Origin of the sequence: Caballeronia sp. ATUFL_F2_KS9A, from assembly GCF_023630765.1 — a bacterium.
Classification (GTDB): Bacteria; Pseudomonadota; Gammaproteobacteria; order Burkholderiales; family Burkholderiaceae; genus Caballeronia; species Caballeronia zhejiangensis.
The window spans coordinates 1-17,308 of sequence record NZ_JALQEK010000006.1 but is presented as its reverse complement, the minus strand read 5'-3'; the positions used below and the strand labels follow the sequence as shown (position 1 = coordinate 17,308).

The window sequence follows — 17,308 nt, the reverse complement described above, 5'->3', positions numbered from 1 at the left end:
GATAGTTGCATCGCTAAATATCGGTTCGCGCGCGCTGATATCGCTTCATGAGCGGCGTCGCGGTGATGCCGTGCACGATGACAGACGCAGCGATCGTCGCGATGACGAGCGGCACGAGCGGCGCGGCCACGTCATGCGGCGCTTGCTCGAGTGCAAAGAGCAAATAATAGAACGAGCCGACGCCGCGTATGCCGAACCAGCTCATGAGACGTCTTTGCGCGCCCGTCGCCTGCGAGCCGATGAGCGACGCCTCGACCGCCGCCGGCCGCAGCACAAGAAAGAGCGCGACGATGAGCGCGCAGGTCCGCCACGAGAGCAGTTCGCGCCACATCGTCGCGAGCACGGCGCCGACCATCAGCATGATCGCCACTTCGGCGATGCGCTCCAGTTCGATCGTGAAGCCGTGCACGCGCTCGGCCATGAAGGCGTGCGCGCGTTCGGGATCGGCTGCGGCGGCGCCGACGTCGTCCGCATCGATCTTGCCGACCGCCTGGCGCGGGGACTTGTCGCCGCTTTCTTTTTGCTCGACGCGGCGCATGGAGAGACCGGCTGCGAAGACCGCGAGAAACGCGTACGTGTGCAGCAATTCGGCGACGCCGTACGACAGCGCGATGAGGCCGAGCGCAAAGAAACCTTCCGGTCCGAGCGCCTGCCCGTGGCGCGTGCGCAGATACGCGACAAGCCGCACCGACAGCGCGCCGAGCAGCCAGCCGCTCACGAGCGCGCCCGCGATGCCCCATATCGCCTGCAATGCGAAGTTCCAGTGCAACGCTTCGCTTGGCGACGCCTCGAAGCGGCACACCGCGATGCCGAGCAGCGCGAAGGGCAGCGCGATGCCATCGTTGAGTCCGCCTTCGCCCGTCAGCGAAAAGCGCAGCAGGTCGACGTCGCCGGGCGTCTCGACCTGAACGTCATGCGCGAGCACGGGATCGGTCGGCGCGAGCATCGCTGCGAGCAGCAGCGACGGTCCCCAGGTGAGACCGAGCACATAGACGCCGAACAGCGTGAGCGCGGCGACGGTGAGGATCATGGCGACGAAGCCCAGGCGTACCGGGAGAAGCCAGATGCGATCGGTGGGCGGCACGCGCAGCCGCAGGCCGATCGCGAATAGCGACACGAGCATCGCCACTTCGGTGATGCGCCGGAGGACCGTTGCATCGGTCGCGAGGTCGAGTGTCAGCAGATTGGCGAGCGCGGGACCCATCGCGAAGCCGATCGCCAGGTAGCACATCGCGGTGCTGACCGGCAGGTGCTTGAACGTCGAACTGGCGAGGCCCATGAAAATGAGCACGCCGCCGACGACGAGAAACCACATCGTCTCGATCATGAATGCCTTCGGACTTCATATGCTGATGGTTGAGCGGACCGCGCCGCGATGCGCGGGACGTTCTGTTCGGACGCAGCACGCGCCGTGCCCGTGTCCGAATCACGCGCTTCGGGCAGCGCGCCTGCCTGTTCGCCGACTTGCGCGTAAGATGCATTCGGTTCCCGCATGGGCATTCTTCATCCGCTTCATTCGCACGGTCTTTTGCGTTACGAATGCAAAAAACCAGGGGAGAACGAGCATGTCACAGCACTTCGACGCAGTCGTGATCGGTACGGGGCAGGGCGGTTCGCCGCTTGCCGTGCGGCTCGCGGAAAGCGGCAAGCGCACGGCCATCATCGAGCGGCATCTTTTTGGCGGCACCTGCGTGAACGTCGGTTGCACGCCGACCAAGACTTATGTCGCGAGCGCGCGGGCCGCGCATGTCGCGCGCACGGCGGCGCAGTACGGCGTGATGATCGGCGGCGACATCCGCATCGACATGGCGCGTGTGAAGGCGCGCAAGGACGAGGTGATCGGCGGCTCCCGCACGGGCATCGAGAAATGGCTGCGCGGCACGCACAATCTCACGGTCTTCAAGGGACACGGGCGCTTTACAGGGCCGCGAGCGCTGTCCATCGAGGCGGCCGACGGTTCCACGCAGGAGATCGACGCCGATCTCATCATCATCAACACGGGAACGCGCGCGGTGGTGCCGAAGGTCGATGGGCTCGAACGCGTCCCGTATCTGACCAACTCGACGATTCTCGAACTGACCGAAGTGCCGGAGCATCTGGTGATTGTCGGGGCGAGTTATATCGCGCTCGAATTCGGGCAGATGTTCCGGCGCTTCGGCAGCCGCGTGACCTTGCTCGTGCGCGGCGAGCGGATCCTCACACGCGAGGACGAGGATGTCGCCCGCGCGATGCAGGACGTGTTCGTGCGTGAGGGCATCGACTTTCGCTTCGGCGCGGAGATGTCGCGCGTGGAGCCGATGGCAGGTGGCGTGCGTATCGTCAGTGGCGATGATGAGGTCATCGATGCATCGCATCTGCTGTTCGCGACGGGCCGCACGCCGAACACCGACGATCTCGGTCTGGAGCATGCGGGCATTGCGGTGAGCCGGCACGGCATGATCGATGTCGACGGCCAGTTGCGCACCAAAGTCGATGGCGTGTATGCGCTCGGCGATGTGAACGGGCGCGGCGCGTTCACGCATACGTCGTGGAACGATTACGAGATCATCGCTTCGAATCTGCTCGACGGCGAATCGCGCAGCGTCGATACGCGCATCATGGCTTATGCGGTTTTCGTCGATCCGCCGTTCGCGCGTGTGGGGATGAGCGAGGAAGACGTGCGCAGGGACGGACGCGAGGCGCTTATCGCGACGATGCCGATGTCGCGGGTGGGGCGCGCTCGGGAGCGCGGTGAGACCGATGGCTTCATGAAGGCGCTCGTGGATGCGCGGACGAAGCGGTTCTTAGGGGCGGCGATTTATGGCATCGAAGGGGATGAGGCCATTCATGCCTTCATCGACATCATGAATGCGGATGCGCCCTATACGACGTTGCAGCGGGCGATGCATATTCATCCGACGGTGAGTGAGTTGATTCCTACTTTGCTTGAGGGGTTGACGCCTTTTGAGTGAGTTTTTCTTTGTTTTCGCCGGATCCCGTGTTCTTAGTGGTCTAGTGGCGTTGCCCCTGTGCGGGGCAACGCTAATAAACCGACACGAACGCAGGATTTCACCGAAGCATGAGCAAGAGACAATAGAAACGAAGCCCTCAAACCTTCACCGACGGCTCAGCCTCATCCTCCTTCACCGCATTCGCGATACGCGTCTCCGGCATAGCAAGCCACACCATCAATACCGCAAGCGCCCCGGCCCCGGCGAGCCCAAAAAAGCTCATCGCAGTGCCGAAGCGATCCGCGGCAAAACCGGCCGCCGCCGTCGAAAGCGTCGCCCCGACGCCCGCAGCCAGCCCAAAAAACCCGATCGTCAGGTTGTAATGCCCGCGCCCGCCGGCGACATCCGCCGCAATCAGCGGAAGCATCACACCGAACACGGCTGCGCTGATGCCATCGAGCATCTGCACCGGCACGAGCAGATACGGGCTGCTCACGCCCGCGAACAGAATCGCGCGTATAGGCAACGCGCAGAACCCGAGAATCAGCACCGGCCGGCGTCCCCACTTCTGCGCCTGCCGTCCGACCCACGGCGACAACGCCGCGACGATGAACTGCGGCACGATGATGCACGCCGCAATCACGAGTTGAACGTTGTCGCCCATGTGCGCCGTGACTTCGCCCGCGGCGAGATTCAGCATCGCCGCGTTCGACAGGTGAAAGAGCACCACGCACGCCGCGAAAATCAAAAGACGCCTGTCCTTCAGCAACTCGCGCAACGATTCGCGTTCCTCGCCTTCAGGCGTGAGCTTGGGTTTGCCCGGCGGTGCGCGCGGCACGACGGGCGGCGCATCGTAGTGAATCATGCGCAGCGCGACGATCGCCGGCAACGCGAGCGCGGCCGTCAGGAAGAACACCGAGCGCAGCGACAGATACTCGCCGAACGCGCCCATCAACGCCGCTGTCAGCGCACTGCCGATCGACGCCCAGCGCGCATTGCGGCCGAGCCGGTCGCCGAGATCGGCGCGTGAGACGAGGGCGAGCGAGATCGCCGCCATCGCCGGGACGAGCATGCAGCTCGCGAAACCGTGCAGCACTTCGGCCGCAAAAACCGGCACGAACGTCGGGCTCGCAGCGAGCAACAGCGCACTCACGATGATCGCGATGATCGCCGAGAGAGCAGCGAACTTCTTGTTGCGCATCGCATCGACGAGCGCGCCTGCCGGCAACTGGCTCGCCATCGCGCTGATCGTGCCGACGGAAAGCATCAGGCCGATCTCGCCCTGCGTCCACTTGTTGGCCGCAAGATACGAAGCAATGAAAGGGCCGAAGCCGGTCTGCACGTTGGCGACGAAGAAGTTCAGCCAGTCGAGCGCGCGCAGACTGCGTGCAATTACCATGTTGTGATTCTGTTATCGATGTCGTTATCCGCTATCTCGTCAGGCGCGCGCCGGAAGCGGGCGCTTGCGCCGGCGCCGCGCCTGAAGCCGTCGCGCTCGCCGCGCCAGTCGATGCCGATGCCGCGCTCGCAGCCGTCGCCGGCGCGGGCACCACAGGCGACACGATCTTGATCGGCTGCTCGGGCGAGTAGGTGGGCGCGGCCTTCAGTTGCGCGTCGTTGAAATCCATCTGCAGCAGCCACTGCTTGTTGCGCGAAAACACATGCAGGTCGCCCCAGTTGGCCGCGACATGCCGCTTGTCGCCCGCGAGCGAACTCGATAGATCGAGCACCAGCGCCTGAGGCTGCGCCTGAGCGTCGACGAGCACGTCGACCACGCGTCCGATGCGCGCGCCGCTTCTTTGCGTCACCGTCGAATCGACGAGCTGCATGAAGTTCGCGGGCGCCTCCGCAACGGGCTGCGGCTTCGGCACCGGTTCGGCCGGCTTGCCCTTCGCGGGCGGTGGTGGCGGCACGAAGGTAATCGGCGCGGTCTTCGAATTCGGCGTGAAGCGGAAGGCGGTCCACGGGAAGTTGACCTTGCGGTCGCCGACGCCGAGGAAGCCCGCGAGATTGACCATCAGAAGCTTCGGCTTCGCGGATGCATCGACGTACATGTCCACCGCACGGCCGACGACCTTGCCGTCCGGACGCTGCACTTCGGCGTCGAGCAGGCCGTGCAGCTGATCGTGCTGCATGATGCGCGTCGAGATGATCTGCGGCGGAGGCGGCGGCTCGGGCGGTTCAGGCGGTGGCGTGACGGCCGGCTCCGGCGGCTTCGGCTTGACGATGCGGCGCTTCGGTTTCGGCGCCGGCGCGGGTTTCACGGCAGACGCGGGCTCCGGCGCCTGCACGGCGGGCAAAGGTTCTTCGGGCTCGGCAGAGCCGGCTTCTTCCGGCGCCGGAATATAAGAGTGTTCGACGATCGGCGCGGGCACCTGTTGCTGCATCAGCCCGCATGCGGAGAGCGCGAAGGCGGCGATGACCGGAAGGCTCGCGGTGACGCGCAGCGCGCGCAACGTTCTCGCGATGGCGACGATGAACGCGGCCACGCACAGCGACAGACGTGCGGCTGCATTGAAGACGCGGCCCGCCCGGCATGCGCGCCCAAGCGCGTGAAGGTCTGTCGGCGACGCATCACCCCGATGCGAGATACCGCCTGTCATCGCAAAAGCTCCATGGTTCCGAGTCACCTGCTTGTCTGGTTCGTTGTTGGATCGGTGCTTGTCAGATCGATTCGACGCGCGCGAGGCGTCGTTCGTTCGCGGATTGAATCATGCATGCAAAGTGCATTGTGCCAATCGACGCTTCACGCTTCGGATGGCCGCGCATGGCCGTTCGATGCCTTCGCGAGCCGTGCCGCGGTGTCGGGCGCGCCCATCTTCTCGGCGGCATCGCGTGCGCTGAAGCCGCCGGCATCGCGCGCATCCGGGTTCGCGCCGCGCGCGATCAACAAGTCGACGATCTCCACGCGATTGAACATCGCCGCGATCATGAGCGCGGTGCGCCCGTCGGGCGATGCGCCTTCCACATCCGCGCCATGTTCGAGCAGCGTTTCGATTACCTCGCGAAAGCCCTTGAACGCGGCGCCCGCAATCGGCGTCTGGCCATTGTCGTTGCGCAGGTTGGCATCGGCGTTGTGCTGAAGCAGGACGCGCACGGCGTCGGCGTGACCGTGATAGCTCGCGAGCATCACGAGGCTGTCGCCCTTGTCGTTGCGCAGATTCGGCGGCAGGCCCTTGGTCAGGAGCGCGTCGAGCATCGCGGCGTCGCCGCGGCGAGCGACATCGAAGACCTCGCTCGCGAACGCGATCATGTCGTCATCGGGGCCATCGCTGGATTGCTTCGTCGCGGGCTCTTTCGGATCGTGCTGCATGGTTCACTCCAATTCGATCGCGCCGCGTGCGCGGGCCAGAGTTTGTCGGGATGCATCGGCGCGCTCGATGTCATGCTGCGCCGGCGGTTTGCACGCGTTCGGAATGCATTCAATCTGGCATTCAGAATGCACGGCGCATGCATGCAAAATGCGAAAGCGGACGCGGGATCAACCGGGAGCATACACAGGTTTGCTTGCAATCCGCGCTTTCCGCGCGCTTCGGGACAGCACGAATCGCGCCATGCCGGTCAGCATTGGCGGCTCGCCGTTATGTCGCTTGACGCGTCTTCGTGCGTCCCATTAGGCTCGTCGCGAATCGACCGTTAAGCGCCCGCACGCGCTCTCGCAATGAATCCGACACCATCCGCCTCCGGCGATACGCCGCCTCCCGACATTGCCGTGCGCCGCCGCGCGCCCGCCGCCGAACGTAATCGCGATGCGATTCTATCGGTCCTCAAGCGCGTCCTGCCGCAGAGCGGCGTCGTGCTGGAGATCGCAAGCGGCACCGGTCAGCACGCCGTGCACTGCGCGGCTGCACTGCCGGGCCTCGTCTGGCAGCCTAGCGATGCCGATGTCGAAGCACGCGAATCCATCGCCGCATGGCGCGCTCACTCGGGGCTCGCCAACCTGAATGCGCCGCTCGCGCTCGATGTGTGCAACGACGACTGGGGCATCGCGAACGTGGCGGCCATCGTGTGCATCAACATGATCCACATCGCGCCGTGGGAAGCGGCCGAGGCGCTCTTTCGCGGCGCGGGCGCGCGTCTCGATGCGGGGGGCGTACTGTACCTGTACGGGCCGTATCGGCGCAATGGAGCGCATACCGCCCCGAGCAACGAAGCCTTCGATCAGCAACTACGCGCACGCGATCCGCGCTGGGGCGTGCGTGACATGGAAGCAGTCGAGGCGCTTGGCGAGAAGGCCGGCCTCGCGTTCGTCGAGACGGTCGCGATGCCGGCCAATAACTTCAGCGTGGTATTCAAAAAACCCGCGTAACGACGTCCGCGTTCACGCTTCGCCCGGACGCGCTGCGAACATGCCGCGCCAGGACACCGTCGCCATCAGCGAGGCCGCGACGATCATCCCGCCGCCGATCCAGCCCGCCATCGACACACGTTCGCCTAGCCACGCGCTCGCGAAGAGCGCGCCGAACGCGGGCTCGCTGCCCATCAGGAGCGAGACGCGCGTCGGGCTGCTGCGGCCGATCGCGTAGTTCTGCGCGAAGAAGGCGAAAAGGGTGCAGGCGCACACGAGATACAGCACCGATCCCCAGAACATGCCGTGACCGGCGAGAGCGGGCAGCGACTGCCATTGCGATGGCGCGAAAACCAACGCGATGACCGCGCTGCCCGATGCGACCACGCCCGCCTGCACCGCCGTCACCGTAAGCGCGGGCAGGGGAGCCGCGCGCAACACGCGCTTCGTCACGCAAACGGACAGCGCGCGCAGCACGGCGGCGGCGAGGATCAGTCCATCGCCGGCATTGAAGTCGAAGGACAGCGCGCCGTCGCTCGCGAGCAGCCACGCGCCCGCGAACGACACGCCGACCGCCAGCCACTCGGCCGCGCCGGGGCGTCGCCTGAGCAGCGCCCATTCGACGAGCGGCGTCAGCACGACGCACAAGCTGATCAGAAACGCGGCGTTCGCGGCGCGCGTATGGAGCACGCCGAACGTCTCAGCTAGAAAAATCGAAAGCAGCAGCAAGCCGAGAACGAGCACGCCGCGAAGGGTCGCCGCGCTCGCGTGCCGCAGATGCCGCAGGTTGACGGCGAGCAGACAGAACGTGATGCCGAAGCGCAGCGCGAGCAGCCCCAGCACCGGATAGAACGCGAGCGCGCTCTTGACGATGCCGTAGCTGCTGCCCCACACCATCGCGACGGCGAAGAGCAGGAGATCGGAAAGAGGAGGCAGGCGTCGGACGGTCATGGAGCGGCTCCGTGAGAAAGTAGCCGTCATTGTCGAATGATGCGTTCAGCGCGATAATCGGCTTCAGTCGCACAGCTTTCTTGTCACGAATGCACAAATGAATCCCGCCGATCTTTTCGACCTGATGCCGGACATGGCCGTATTCGCGCGCGTCGTCGATGCGGGCAACTTCTCGGTCGCGGCGCGGCAACTGGGCAGCACGCCGTCGACGGTCAGCCGCCAGATCAAGCGTCTTGAAGAGGCGCTCGCCACGCGGCTGCTCGAGCGCTCGACGCGCAAGATCCGCGTTACCGAGTCGGGGCTTCAGGTGTATCGGCATTGCCGCGACATGGCCGCGGCGGCGTCCGGCGCGGTCGATGCGGCGGGGCAGGTGTCGGGCAAGCCGCAGGGCCGCGTCGCGCTGTCGGCGCCGACGGCTTACGCGAAGTCCGTGATTCATCCGCTCGTGCCGGCGTTTCTCGCGGCGTATCCGGATGTCGATCTTCAGCTCGTCTTCAGCGATCACGATATCGATCCGCTCGACAGCGACGTCGATCTCGTCATCCGCGCGACGAGCCATCCGCCGCAAGGGCTCGCCGCGCGCCCGCTCGGACGCGTGCGCTGGCTGCTGTGCGCGTCGGCGGGCTATCTGCGAGAGCGTGGCGCGCCGGCGCATCCGCGCGAGCTGGCGCTGCACGATTGCATCCATCTGGGCGAAACCGCCGACGACAACCGCTGGCGCTTCAGCAACAACGGCGAAACGGTGACAGTCGCGGTGCGCGGGCGCTATATCGCGAATCACGCGGGCGCGCGGCTGGACGCGGCCGAAGACGGGCTCGGCATCGCGGCGCTGCCGGAATTCGCCGCCCGCGATGCGCTCGCGTCGGGCAGCGTGCAGGCCGTGCTCGCGGACTGGGACATGCAGGCGCGGGCGTATCAGGGACCGGTGTGGCTGCTTTATCCGCCGAATCGCTTTCTGCCGCCGAAGGTGCGCGCGTTGATCGATCATCTGCACGCGCAGCTCGGGCAGCAAGCGTGAGCGCGAGAATCCGGCGCGCGCCGAAATGAGCGACGCCGTGTAGACTGCGAATGGTCGTTCATTGCGCCGCGCGGCTCGCGGCGTTCAAACCGATCTCCCTTCACCGGAGGCGTCGTACATGCACGCAGCGTTGCCGCAAGGCGAGCAGGAAGCCGGATCAACCGATACACCCGCCAAGCCGCCGCGGGATCTGCGCCGCGTCGACATTCATCCCGATCACTGGTATCCGCTCGCGTGGTCGCGCGAGGTGAAAGCGGGGCGTGCGCACGGCGTGCGTTTCGCGGGCGATCCGATCGTGCTCGTACGCACCGCCTCGGGCAAGGTCTTCGCGCTGGAAGACCGCTGCGCGCATCGGCAGGTGCCGTTGTCGGCGGGTGTCGTCGACGGGGAATCGATCCGTTGCTGCTATCACGGCTGGACCTACGACTGCACCGGCCGCTGCACCGACATCCCTTATCTCGGACGCGAACGCCTGCCCAACGGCGTGCGCGCGTATCCGTGCCGCGAGGCGGGCGGGCTGGTTTTCGTGTTCACGGGCGACCCGGCGCTCGCCGATGCCACCAAGTTTCCCCATCTCGGCTCCGCCACCGATCGCGCATACAAGACGCGCCGCTTCGGCCGCGCGGTGAAGTGCCACTACTCGTTCATGCACGAAAATCTGATGGACATGAACCATCAGTTCCTGCATCGGCGGCAGATGGGCAGCATGCGCGCGCGCTCGCTCGGCAGACGGCGCGGCGAGGACTGGATCGAAGTCGATTACACGTTCGCGCGCGAAGCGGGCAAGCAGCCGATCGGCGAAGCGCTCGTCTTCGGGCAAAAGCGCGGCTCGAAGCCCGACGACGGCCAGAAGGACGTGATGACGATCCGCACCGAGTACCCGTATCAGACGCTCAAGATCCGCACCAAGGACGACACGATGGTGATGGACCTGTGGATCGCCTACGTGCCGCTCGACGCCGAGCAGCGCACGAACCGCACGTTCGGCCTGTTGTCGATTCGCCGCCCGAAAATCCCCGGCCTGCTCGATGCCGCGTGGCCCTTGCTCGTGTGGTTCACCGAGCGCATCTTCAAGGAGGATCGCTGGATCGTCGAGCGCGAGCAGGAGGCGCACGACCGGCAGGGCGCGGACCACAATCACGAGGTGTTCCCGGTCATCGTCGAGCTGCGCGCGCTTTTGATGGAGCGCGGCGTGCCTCACGGCGCAGGCAGGGGCCCGCGGGACGCCCGGCGCGTGCACGTCATCCAGCCGGTGCAGGAACTGCCCGCATCCTGAGGCGTGCGGCGCTGTGCCTCGCTCGCACCCGATTGCACGCTTCGCGCCGCGGCGCTATACAGAGAGCAGAGAGCGGAAACCACACACGGAGGACCATCATCATGAACAGCGACCCGACCAAGCCGCGCGACGACGCATCGGGTATCGGCGAGGCGCATCCGGACGTCGAGCATTTCGATGCGGCCATCTCGCACGTCGACGAGTCCTACGCCGCGGGCAAGATGGCGGCGGGCGCGGCGAAGGGCATTCTGTACAGCATCATCGAGACGCTCGGCACGCTCGTCGGCGATCCCGATCTGCCCTCGCATGCGCGTTCGGGCTACGAAGGCCTGCTTGAAACGGCGCGCGAACTGCGCTCGAAGATCGAGCACTAGCCGACCCGGTCGGGCGACGCAAGCTTGCAGCGCGTTCGCCCGATGTCAATTTCGCGTCTGCGCATCGTCGGGTAACTGTCAGATCTATTCCGATGCAGCGCCGTCGACCGTCGCCTGCACGACGCACGCGAATTTTCCGCGAGCCTGTTCGGGCTATCGCGTTTCCCGTCCCCAAAGAATGGCAATTGGCTGGTATCTCAGAAAGCGGACAAGCCTTGTCCCGTCAAGCCGCGTCCTTTCTGACTGCGGTCGAATCCCTCGTTATCTCTAGCCGCCGCGCCGTCGATTCCGCCCCGCTCGGACCGTCATCGCGCCACATTGCTGTCAGCTTTCTGTCAGTTTCGTGACCGTTTGCCCAATATCTGCGAACCAGAAAATACTGGTTAACCAGACAGTGAAAAAAAACGACACAAAACCGCGTCTTTCTTTCGCATTCGGACTGTAAGCCATACACTTGCCAGCGATAAAAGTTACGAGTTGAAACATAAGAAGTCGCCACGGCGGCACCGGTTCCAAGACTCGCATGCAAGTAAATTGCCCACCGCTTGAGGAGAAAAAATGAAGGGTTTCACGATGACCAAGGCAGCAATCGTCGCAGCCACGGCGTTCGCCGCCGCGGCACCGGCGTTCGCGCAAAGCAGCGTCACGCTGTACGGTATCGTCGACGATTCGATCGTCTATCAAAGCAGCCAGACCAACCTGGCCAAGACGAATCCGGGCCGCTCGAACATCAAGACCGGATCGGGCATTTGGGCCGGTAGCCGCTTCGGTTTGAAGGGCGCCGAAGATCTGGGCGGCGGCAACAAGGCCATCTTCCAGTTGGAATCGGGCTTCGACATCAACAGCGGACAAGCGCAGTTCACCAACGCGCTGTTCGGCCGCCAGGCATGGGTCGGTCTGACGAACCCGGCATACGGTACGTTGACTGCGGGTCGCCAGTACACCTCGTACTACACGCTGCTCTCGCCGTACAGCCCGACGAACTGGCTGACCGGCTACTTCGGCGCGCACCCGGGCGATCTGGACGGCTTGGACACGATCTACCGCGCGAACAACTCGATCGTCTACACGTCGCCGAAGTTCTACGGCCTGACGGTGAGCGGCTCGTACTCCTTCGCTGGCGTGCCTGACAGCGTGTACCAAGGCTCGACCTGGACGGCTGCGCTGCAGTATCAGCAAGGCCCGATCGGCGGCACGGTGGCGTTCTCGCGCATCAACAACGCGGCGGAAGGCGGCGGCATCTACAGCAGCAGCTCGACGACGATCAACAGCACGGCAGCGACCGATGGTTCGGGTCAGCCGGGCGTGTCGGCGGTGACGGCTGGCTACCAGCGCGCACAAGCGCAGCAGCGCTTCGCGGTTGCAGGCGGCTACCAGTTCAACAGCGCGTGGGACATCTCCGTCACGTACACGAACGTTCAGTACATTCCGGGCGTGAACTCGCGCTTCACCGACGAAGCCGTGTTCAACACGGCCGGCACGGTGCTGCACTGGAAGGCGACGTCGGCATGGGATTTCGCAGCGGGCTACAGCTACACGTGGGCCAGCAAGGCGAACGGCATCAACGACGCAGCGTCGTACCACCAGTTCAACCTCTCGCAGTACTACTCGCTGTCGAAGCGCACGGGCCTGTACGCACTGGAAGCATTCCAGCGCGCGAACGGCAACACACTGGCTGTTCCGTCGAACACGTCGACCAACCGTCAGACGGCCGCCAACGCGACAATCGGCGATGGCTTCCAAAGCGCGCCGTCGGCATCGCGCAGCATGTTCGCAGCGGGCGTGGGTATCATCCACCGCTTCTAAGCGATGCTTCGCGGCGTGATGCATTAGGCATTACGCATGTGGCATGCAAAAAACCGGACGCCTCGGCGTCCGGTTTTTTTTGTCCGCGCGCGGCGCATTTCCTCGTGTCAGATGAACATCCCGCCCGATACCTCGACGCGCTGCGCCGTCATCCAGCGATTGCCGTCCGAGAGCATCGCCACGATCGCGCCGCCGATATCGTCCGGCACACCCGCGCGCCCGAGCGCCGTGTTGTCCGCGACGAACCGGTTGGTGTCGTGATCGTCGCGCACGACGCCGCCCCCGAAATCCGTCTCGATCGCGCCCGGCGCGATGGTGTTCACCGTGATGCCGTGCGGCCCGAGTTCCTTCGCGAGATAGCGCGTGAGCACCTCGATCCCGCCTTTCATCACGGCATAGGCCGCGAATCCCGGCAACGCGAAACGCGTGAGTCCGCTCGACACATTGAGAATCGCGCCTTCCTCATGCAGATAGGGCAGGAGCGTCTGCGTCAGAAAGAACGGTCCCTTCAGCTGGATATTGACGAGTTCGTCGAACTGCGCGGGCGTCGTCTCCGCGAAGAGCGCATGAATGCCGATGCCCGCGTTGTTCACGAGAAAGTCGAAGTTCTCGCGCTCGAACGTATCTTCGAGCGTCTTGCACAGCGCGTCGCCGAAAGCGGCAAAGGTGTCGCAATGCGCGACGTCGAGCGGCAGCATGGCCGCCTTGCCGCCGGATTTCGCGACCTCATCGACGAGCGAGCGCGCCGCGTCCGCGTTGCGGTTGTAGGTGCCGATCACGCCGGCGCCTGCCTGCGCGAGCTTCAATGCGGCGTTGCGTCCGAGTCCGCGGCTCGCGCCGGTGATGACCGCGATTTTGCCGCTCATGGTTCCATTCACGGTGACAGCTCCTTCGATTGCGTGGCCGATGGTTCATCGTAGGACGGCGCGACGTGCGCAGAAAGGCGCGTCGATGCTGCAATGCACAGATTGCGGGCGCGGCCTTTGCTGCACCGTCTCGATCAATGTGCAAACCGGAGAACGCACCATGGCCGATCGTGAAAGCAGGGAAATCCCTTCGGAGCCGCCCGCAAGTCTCGAACGCCCGTTCAGACTCTTTGCGGTGGAGCAGCGCGTGCTCGCGCAGAACGTCGACGGCAAGGTGATCGACATCGGCGGAATGGATTCGAAGAACGGCCAGTTCTGCGCCTGCATGGATTCGGGCGATATCGCCACGGAGCCGAAGCGTAGCGCCGAACTTGCGTTGAAGGCGCTCGTCGGCAAGCTGACGTTCGATTATCTCGACGGGCTGTTCACGAGCGAACGCGAAGCGGAGGTGAGCGGCCGTCTGCAGGATTATCCGAGTGTGGAGTTCGAGCTCGACGAGACCTTGCCGCGCGACATGACCGACCGCACGCCGCCGCATCTTTTCTAATGATCACATGCGCGCGAATGAAAGCGACTTATTGATACGGGTTGCTAAATAATTCCGAGACCATGCCGTCCAGCGTTTGTACGACAAAAGCGCCGCGCCGCGCAGCATTTCCCTCGATGTGCGATGCTAGTCGAGCGGCGACGCCCGGGGCTTGCCGCGCTCAATCGCGGGGTGAATCATGAAAAGAACGCCTTTCGCCACGGTCATCGTCCTTGCGGCGGCGACGCTCGCCGCACCAGCTTTCGCACGCGACGACGGTCCGCGCTTCGCGCAGGACCGGCTCGATGCGCTCGTCGCGCAACACGAGGAAGCGAGCCGGCACATCGCTCAGCCATCCGCACCGGCTGAGCACGCGCAGTCGAACACGCCGCACCACGGCGCTTCGTGATCTGACGTTGCTCGGGGCCTGACGAAGGGTCGGGTCGCCACGTCGTTGATGAGACGGCGCGCAACGCGCCGGATGGGATCGTTCGTGTCCAAAGGTATGAAATTTGCGGACGCCGCCCGGGCGTTCCGCGGCTGCGTGCCGACGATCCTCCTCATCACCCTCATATAAAGCCATGACAAGGAAAGCCGTATCGATCGCAATTCTCTCCGTCGCCTTTCTCGCAGCGGGATGCGCTGGCATCGGCCCGGGTCGCCTGAAGGCCGATCAGGTCGATTACGCCCGGGCGCTCGGCGATGCGAAGAAGCGTGAAATTCTTGCCGCGATTGTCGGCTTGCGCTTCGCCGATGCGCCGTCGTTTCTCACGGTGAGCAGCATCATCGCCGCGTACACGTTCGATACGACGGGCGGCGTCGTGCTCAACGCCGGCTCCGGCGCGCAGCCGAACTACGCGCAGGCAACGGGCAGCGTCTCCTACTCGAATCATCCGACTTTCACGTTCACGCCGACCACGGGCGACGCCTACGCCAGCGCGTATATCCGGCCGCTTTCGCCGACACTCGTCTTGCCGCTCGCCGAAAGCGGCATTCCGATCGATCTGCTGTTGCGCATCACCGCGCAGTCGATCAGTGGCTTGCAGAACGGCACGGCGTTGGGCGGGCCGAACGCATCTGGATCGCCCGAGTTCTTCCTGCTTCTGCAGGCGCTTCGCAGGCTGCAGCTAGCGGGCGAATTGAACATCGAGACGCGCAACGCGGATGACGACAAGAGCGGCAAGCCCGACAAGGCCGCGAAGGGCAACAGCGCCGACAAGGGCGGCGTATTCATCACGCTCGGCGCGACGCGCAGCGGTTCGAACAAGGCTGTCGTCGACGATCTCACGCTCGTCAGAAAACTGCTGCACCTCTCGCCAAAGATGAAGACTTACGAAATCGTCTATGGGCAGTCGTCGGACCACAACCGCATCCCGATGGTCACGCGCTCGGTGCTCGGCATCCTCACCGATCTCGGCGCGCAGATCGCCGTTCCTGACGAGCAGGTGGGCAGCGGCGCGACCAAGCCGGGCATCGGGTTGATCGGCGGAGAAACGCGGCCGACGATCATCGTGAAAGTTGGCGAGGAGGCGCCGCAGGATGCGTACGTGAGCGTGCTCTACGACAAGGCCAACTACTGGATCGATCGCAGCGACTTCGATTCGAAATACGCGTTCACGGTCGTGCAGAATCTGATGGCGCTTGCGGAAGTCACGGACACGGCGAAGTCGCCGGTCGTGACTATTCCGGCGAACTGACATCGAGCGTCTGAACCGGCAACGTCGGTAGCGATCATGCAAAGTGCGAAATGCCATCATGCATGATGTATTCCGCACGCAAAATGCATAGGGCGACATCGATACGATGTCGCCCTATGCATTGCTGCTTATGCGATGCGTCTGTCGACGCTATCTGAACTTACTGGCCGAAGTATGTACCGAGCGCCCGCGGCTGAACGCCGGTGATGCGGCCTGATTGCGACGAACCATTGGCGACCGAACCGTAGGCGCTCGATTGGGGTGTCACTTGCGCAAGCTGCTCCGAGCTCACGCGGGCTTGCGCTGCCTGGATGTTCGACGGATAAGACGGGTCGCTGATGTTCGGGTTGTAGCCTGCCTTTTCGAGTTGGACCAGTTCGGCGCGTACCTGAGCGCGGCTCAGCGGCGCATCCGATTGCTGCGCGAACGACAGAGCGGGAACGGCGAGGGCAGCGGCGACGGCGACTGCGGAAATGAACGTCTTCATGATGACTACCTCCGATTCGGATTTCTGATCGTGCTGCCCGTTTCGTCTTAAGCAGCTTGTGAACGGAGTGTAAAGACGCGCTTGCCGAAGATCATTCTCGTTTCCGTTGAATGATCTTTGTCGATATCGGAATAATTGCGCGAGTCTTCATTGCATTGCGCGAAACTGACCGCGCGATGACGGTGACGGCTGGCTTGGTCGACGGTCTTTTCGCTCCACTGCATCGTTGGCGCCACCACGCGCCGATCGATCCTTACCAGTTCCGTAAAGATGCTTCTTCTTCACGACGAATGATTGCTTGCAGCTGTGCACTCACACTCTGCGTCGTCCATTCGGCATGGCTCGAACCGCGAGTCGGCCGATTTATCGAAAACGGGGAGAGCCGGATCATGAAATCGTGGGTCAACGCAGTCGTCGCAGTCCTGGTGATGTCCGCACCGCTCGCATCGTTCGCCCAGTTCAGCGCGGCAGTGGGCCGTGCAGAACTTAGTGGTGAACTCGTTCAACTTCAGAAGGCAGGTTATTCGCCGGTCGCGGAAGACGCGTCGTACCCGGCGAAACTGCAGGCGGCCGAAATGCGCGTCGGCGATATGCGTGCGGCGCAGGCGCGGGCAGAAGGATACGGATCTTCGACAGGTGCGGCGGCGCAATCGGGCCGTGCGAGCATGCGGGTCGATACGAAAGGCGCGTTCTTCGGGCAGTGAGCGTCAGGAAGCGGCGGTGAGCCCCGCAATGCGAGCGGTTCTGGTCGATTGCATACAAAACTCGAAATGCGCTTTCGCACGATTTGCGTGAACGTGAAGCGACCTCTGCCACCCAATCACCGGTGGTTTTCCCAGTCCGGCTTTCGGCTGGGCTTTTTTGCGTGCGGATGACTTCATGGGTCAGACTCGGTTCCGGGTTAACGCGACGCTATCTATATCGACATAGTTGCATGCAAAATTAATCAACCGGACGGTCGGTTAATGGATATACTCGCTCCATCGCATCTCAAAAAGACGGCGGAGCCCCGCATGTACACGCAATCCCTCGACCTCCCCAGCGCGACGTCCGCAGCCGAAAGCCACGAAGCCGCAGCCTCCGCCGCCC

17 protein-coding genes are annotated in these 17,308 nt (G+C 64.2%); 10 read left to right on the top strand and 7 right to left on the bottom strand.

Annotated elements, in window-relative coordinates:
* Nucleotides 1–13: 13 nt before the first annotated feature.
* Nucleotides 14–1,327, bottom strand: coding sequence for a cation:proton antiporter (locus tag NCS67_RS06745; RefSeq protein WP_250434778.1), 1,314 nt, complete (start codon nucleotides 1,325–1,327; stop codon nucleotides 14–16).
* Nucleotides 1,328–1,565: 238 nt separating this feature from the next.
* On the opposite strand from NCS67_RS06745, the gene NCS67_RS06740 reads away from it, so the two are divergent.
* Nucleotides 1,566–2,951 (top strand): FAD-containing oxidoreductase, encoded by a 1,386-nt coding sequence (locus NCS67_RS06740; RefSeq protein WP_250434776.1) that lies wholly within the window; start codon nucleotides 1,566–1,568, stop codon nucleotides 2,949–2,951.
* A 136-nt stretch (nucleotides 2,952–3,087) separates the two neighbouring features.
* Here NCS67_RS06740 and NCS67_RS06735 read toward each other — a convergent pair whose 3' ends face one another.
* The 3 genes from NCS67_RS06735 to NCS67_RS06725 form a co-directional block, all read right to left on the bottom strand.
* Complete coding sequence (locus NCS67_RS06735) at nucleotides 3,088–4,329, bottom strand: MFS transporter (RefSeq protein ID WP_034473453.1); 1,242 nt, start codon at nucleotides 4,327–4,329, stop codon at nucleotides 3,088–3,090.
* Between the two features lie 31 nt (nucleotides 4,330–4,360).
* Entirely contained in the window at nucleotides 4,361–5,533 is a 1,173-nt protein-coding gene (locus NCS67_RS06730) for a hypothetical protein (RefSeq protein ID WP_008349510.1), read from the bottom strand.
* 143 nt (nucleotides 5,534–5,676) lie between these two features.
* Complete coding sequence (locus tag NCS67_RS06725; protein WP_250434773.1) at nucleotides 5,677–6,243, bottom strand: ankyrin repeat domain-containing protein; 567 nt, start codon at nucleotides 6,241–6,243, stop codon at nucleotides 5,677–5,679.
* A gap of 348 nt (nucleotides 6,244–6,591) precedes the next feature.
* On the opposite strand from NCS67_RS06725, the gene NCS67_RS06720 reads away from it, so the two are divergent.
* A complete protein-coding gene (locus NCS67_RS06720; RefSeq protein WP_008349514.1) occupies nucleotides 6,592–7,239 on the top strand; it encodes a DUF938 domain-containing protein in 648 nt (215 codons plus the stop codon).
* A gap of 12 nt (nucleotides 7,240–7,251) precedes the next feature.
* Here NCS67_RS06720 and NCS67_RS06715 read toward each other — a convergent pair whose 3' ends face one another.
* Nucleotides 7,252–8,169, bottom strand: a complete 918-nt coding sequence (locus tag NCS67_RS06715) for a DMT family transporter (protein WP_250434770.1) — start codon at nucleotides 8,167–8,169, stop codon at nucleotides 7,252–7,254.
* 97 nt (nucleotides 8,170–8,266) lie between these two features.
* Here NCS67_RS06715 and NCS67_RS06710 point away from each other — a divergent pair, with 97 nt between their 5' ends.
* From NCS67_RS06710 to NCS67_RS06695, 4 genes are all read left to right on the top strand, one after another.
* Complete coding sequence (locus tag NCS67_RS06710; protein ID WP_250434769.1) at nucleotides 8,267–9,187, top strand: LysR family transcriptional regulator; 921 nt, start codon at nucleotides 8,267–8,269, stop codon at nucleotides 9,185–9,187.
* 118 nt (nucleotides 9,188–9,305) lie between these two features.
* A complete protein-coding gene (locus tag NCS67_RS06705; protein WP_250434768.1) occupies nucleotides 9,306–10,463 on the top strand; it encodes a Rieske 2Fe-2S domain-containing protein in 1,158 nt (385 codons plus the stop codon).
* 101 nt (nucleotides 10,464–10,564) lie between these two features.
* Entirely contained in the window at nucleotides 10,565–10,837 is a 273-nt protein-coding gene (locus tag NCS67_RS06700; RefSeq protein ID WP_008349524.1) for a hypothetical protein, read from the top strand.
* A gap of 558 nt (nucleotides 10,838–11,395) precedes the next feature.
* The gene (locus NCS67_RS06695; protein ID WP_008349526.1) at nucleotides 11,396–12,643 is read left to right on the top strand and encodes a porin; all 1,248 of its coding nucleotides are present in this window, start codon (nucleotides 11,396–11,398) and stop codon (nucleotides 12,641–12,643) included.
* 107 nt (nucleotides 12,644–12,750) lie between these two features.
* Here the strand turns inward: NCS67_RS06695 and NCS67_RS06690 are convergent, their stop codons facing one another.
* Nucleotides 12,751–13,509 carry an SDR family NAD(P)-dependent oxidoreductase gene (locus NCS67_RS06690; protein ID WP_008349527.1) on the bottom strand — a complete coding sequence of 253 codons (759 nt, stop codon included), beginning with the start codon at nucleotides 13,507–13,509 and terminating at the stop codon, nucleotides 12,751–12,753.
* Nucleotides 13,510–13,669: 160 nt separating this feature from the next.
* On the opposite strand from NCS67_RS06690, the gene NCS67_RS06685 reads away from it, so the two are divergent.
* The 3 genes from NCS67_RS06685 (at nucleotide 13,670) to NCS67_RS06675 (ending at nucleotide 15,732) form a co-directional block, all read left to right on the top strand.
* Entirely contained in the window at nucleotides 13,670–14,056 is a 387-nt protein-coding gene (locus NCS67_RS06685; protein ID WP_008349529.1) for a hypothetical protein, read from the top strand.
* A 178-nt stretch (nucleotides 14,057–14,234) separates the two neighbouring features.
* Complete coding sequence (locus NCS67_RS06680) at nucleotides 14,235–14,444, top strand: hypothetical protein (protein WP_008349530.1); 210 nt, start codon at nucleotides 14,235–14,237, stop codon at nucleotides 14,442–14,444.
* Between the two features lie 172 nt (nucleotides 14,445–14,616).
* Nucleotides 14,617–15,732: a hypothetical protein gene (locus NCS67_RS06675; RefSeq protein WP_250434766.1), complete on the top strand. Its 1,116-nt coding sequence runs from the start codon at nucleotides 14,617–14,619 to the stop codon at nucleotides 15,730–15,732.
* Nucleotides 15,733–15,892: 160 nt separating this feature from the next.
* Here NCS67_RS06675 and NCS67_RS06670 read toward each other — a convergent pair whose 3' ends face one another.
* Nucleotides 15,893–16,219 (bottom strand): DUF4148 domain-containing protein, encoded by a 327-nt coding sequence (locus tag NCS67_RS06670; protein ID WP_008349535.1) that lies wholly within the window; start codon nucleotides 16,217–16,219, stop codon nucleotides 15,893–15,895.
* Nucleotides 16,220–16,329: 110 nt separating this feature from the next.
* On the opposite strand from NCS67_RS06670, the gene NCS67_RS06665 reads away from it, so the two are divergent.
* Nucleotides 16,330–16,923 (top strand): DUF4148 domain-containing protein, encoded by a 594-nt coding sequence (locus NCS67_RS06665; RefSeq protein ID WP_250434764.1) that lies wholly within the window; start codon nucleotides 16,330–16,332, stop codon nucleotides 16,921–16,923.
* Nucleotides 16,924–17,308 lie beyond the last annotated feature (385 nt).

Excerpts from the sequence above, each read along its gene's own strand:
- NCS67_RS06745 (WP_250434778.1), bottom strand. The coding sequence starts at position 1,327 with ATGATCGAGACGATGTGGTTTCTCGTCGTCGGCGGCGTGCTCATTTTC.
- NCS67_RS06740 (WP_250434776.1), top strand. The coding sequence starts at position 1,566 with ATGTCACAGCACTTCGACGCAGTCGTGATCGGTACGGGGCAGGGCGGT.
- NCS67_RS06735 (WP_034473453.1), bottom strand. The coding sequence starts at position 4,329 with ATGGTAATTGCACGCAGTCTGCGCGCGCTCGACTGGCTGAACTTCTTC.
- NCS67_RS06730 (WP_008349510.1), bottom strand. The coding sequence starts at position 5,533 with ATGACAGGCGGTATCTCGCATCGGGGTGATGCGTCGCCGACAGACCTT.
- NCS67_RS06725 (WP_250434773.1), bottom strand. The coding sequence starts at position 6,243 with ATGCAGCACGATCCGAAAGAGCCCGCGACGAAGCAATCCAGCGATGGC.
- NCS67_RS06720 (WP_008349514.1), top strand. The coding sequence starts at position 6,592 with ATGAATCCGACACCATCCGCCTCCGGCGATACGCCGCCTCCCGACATT.
- NCS67_RS06715 (WP_250434770.1), bottom strand. The coding sequence starts at position 8,169 with ATGACCGTCCGACGCCTGCCTCCTCTTTCCGATCTCCTGCTCTTCGCC.
- NCS67_RS06710 (WP_250434769.1), top strand. The coding sequence starts at position 8,267 with ATGAATCCCGCCGATCTTTTCGACCTGATGCCGGACATGGCCGTATTC.
- NCS67_RS06705 (WP_250434768.1), top strand. The coding sequence starts at position 9,306 with ATGCACGCAGCGTTGCCGCAAGGCGAGCAGGAAGCCGGATCAACCGAT.
- NCS67_RS06700 (WP_008349524.1), top strand. The coding sequence starts at position 10,565 with ATGAACAGCGACCCGACCAAGCCGCGCGACGACGCATCGGGTATCGGC.
- NCS67_RS06695 (WP_008349526.1), top strand. The coding sequence starts at position 11,396 with ATGAAGGGTTTCACGATGACCAAGGCAGCAATCGTCGCAGCCACGGCG.
- NCS67_RS06690 (WP_008349527.1), bottom strand. The coding sequence starts at position 13,509 with ATGAGCGGCAAAATCGCGGTCATCACCGGCGCGAGCCGCGGACTCGGA.
- NCS67_RS06685 (WP_008349529.1), top strand. The coding sequence starts at position 13,670 with ATGGCCGATCGTGAAAGCAGGGAAATCCCTTCGGAGCCGCCCGCAAGT.
- NCS67_RS06680 (WP_008349530.1), top strand. The coding sequence starts at position 14,235 with ATGAAAAGAACGCCTTTCGCCACGGTCATCGTCCTTGCGGCGGCGACG.
- NCS67_RS06675 (WP_250434766.1), top strand. The coding sequence starts at position 14,617 with ATGACAAGGAAAGCCGTATCGATCGCAATTCTCTCCGTCGCCTTTCTC.
- NCS67_RS06670 (WP_008349535.1), bottom strand. The coding sequence starts at position 16,219 with ATGAAGACGTTCATTTCCGCAGTCGCCGTCGCCGCTGCCCTCGCCGTT.
- NCS67_RS06665 (WP_250434764.1), top strand. The coding sequence starts at position 16,330 with ATGATCTTTGTCGATATCGGAATAATTGCGCGAGTCTTCATTGCATTG.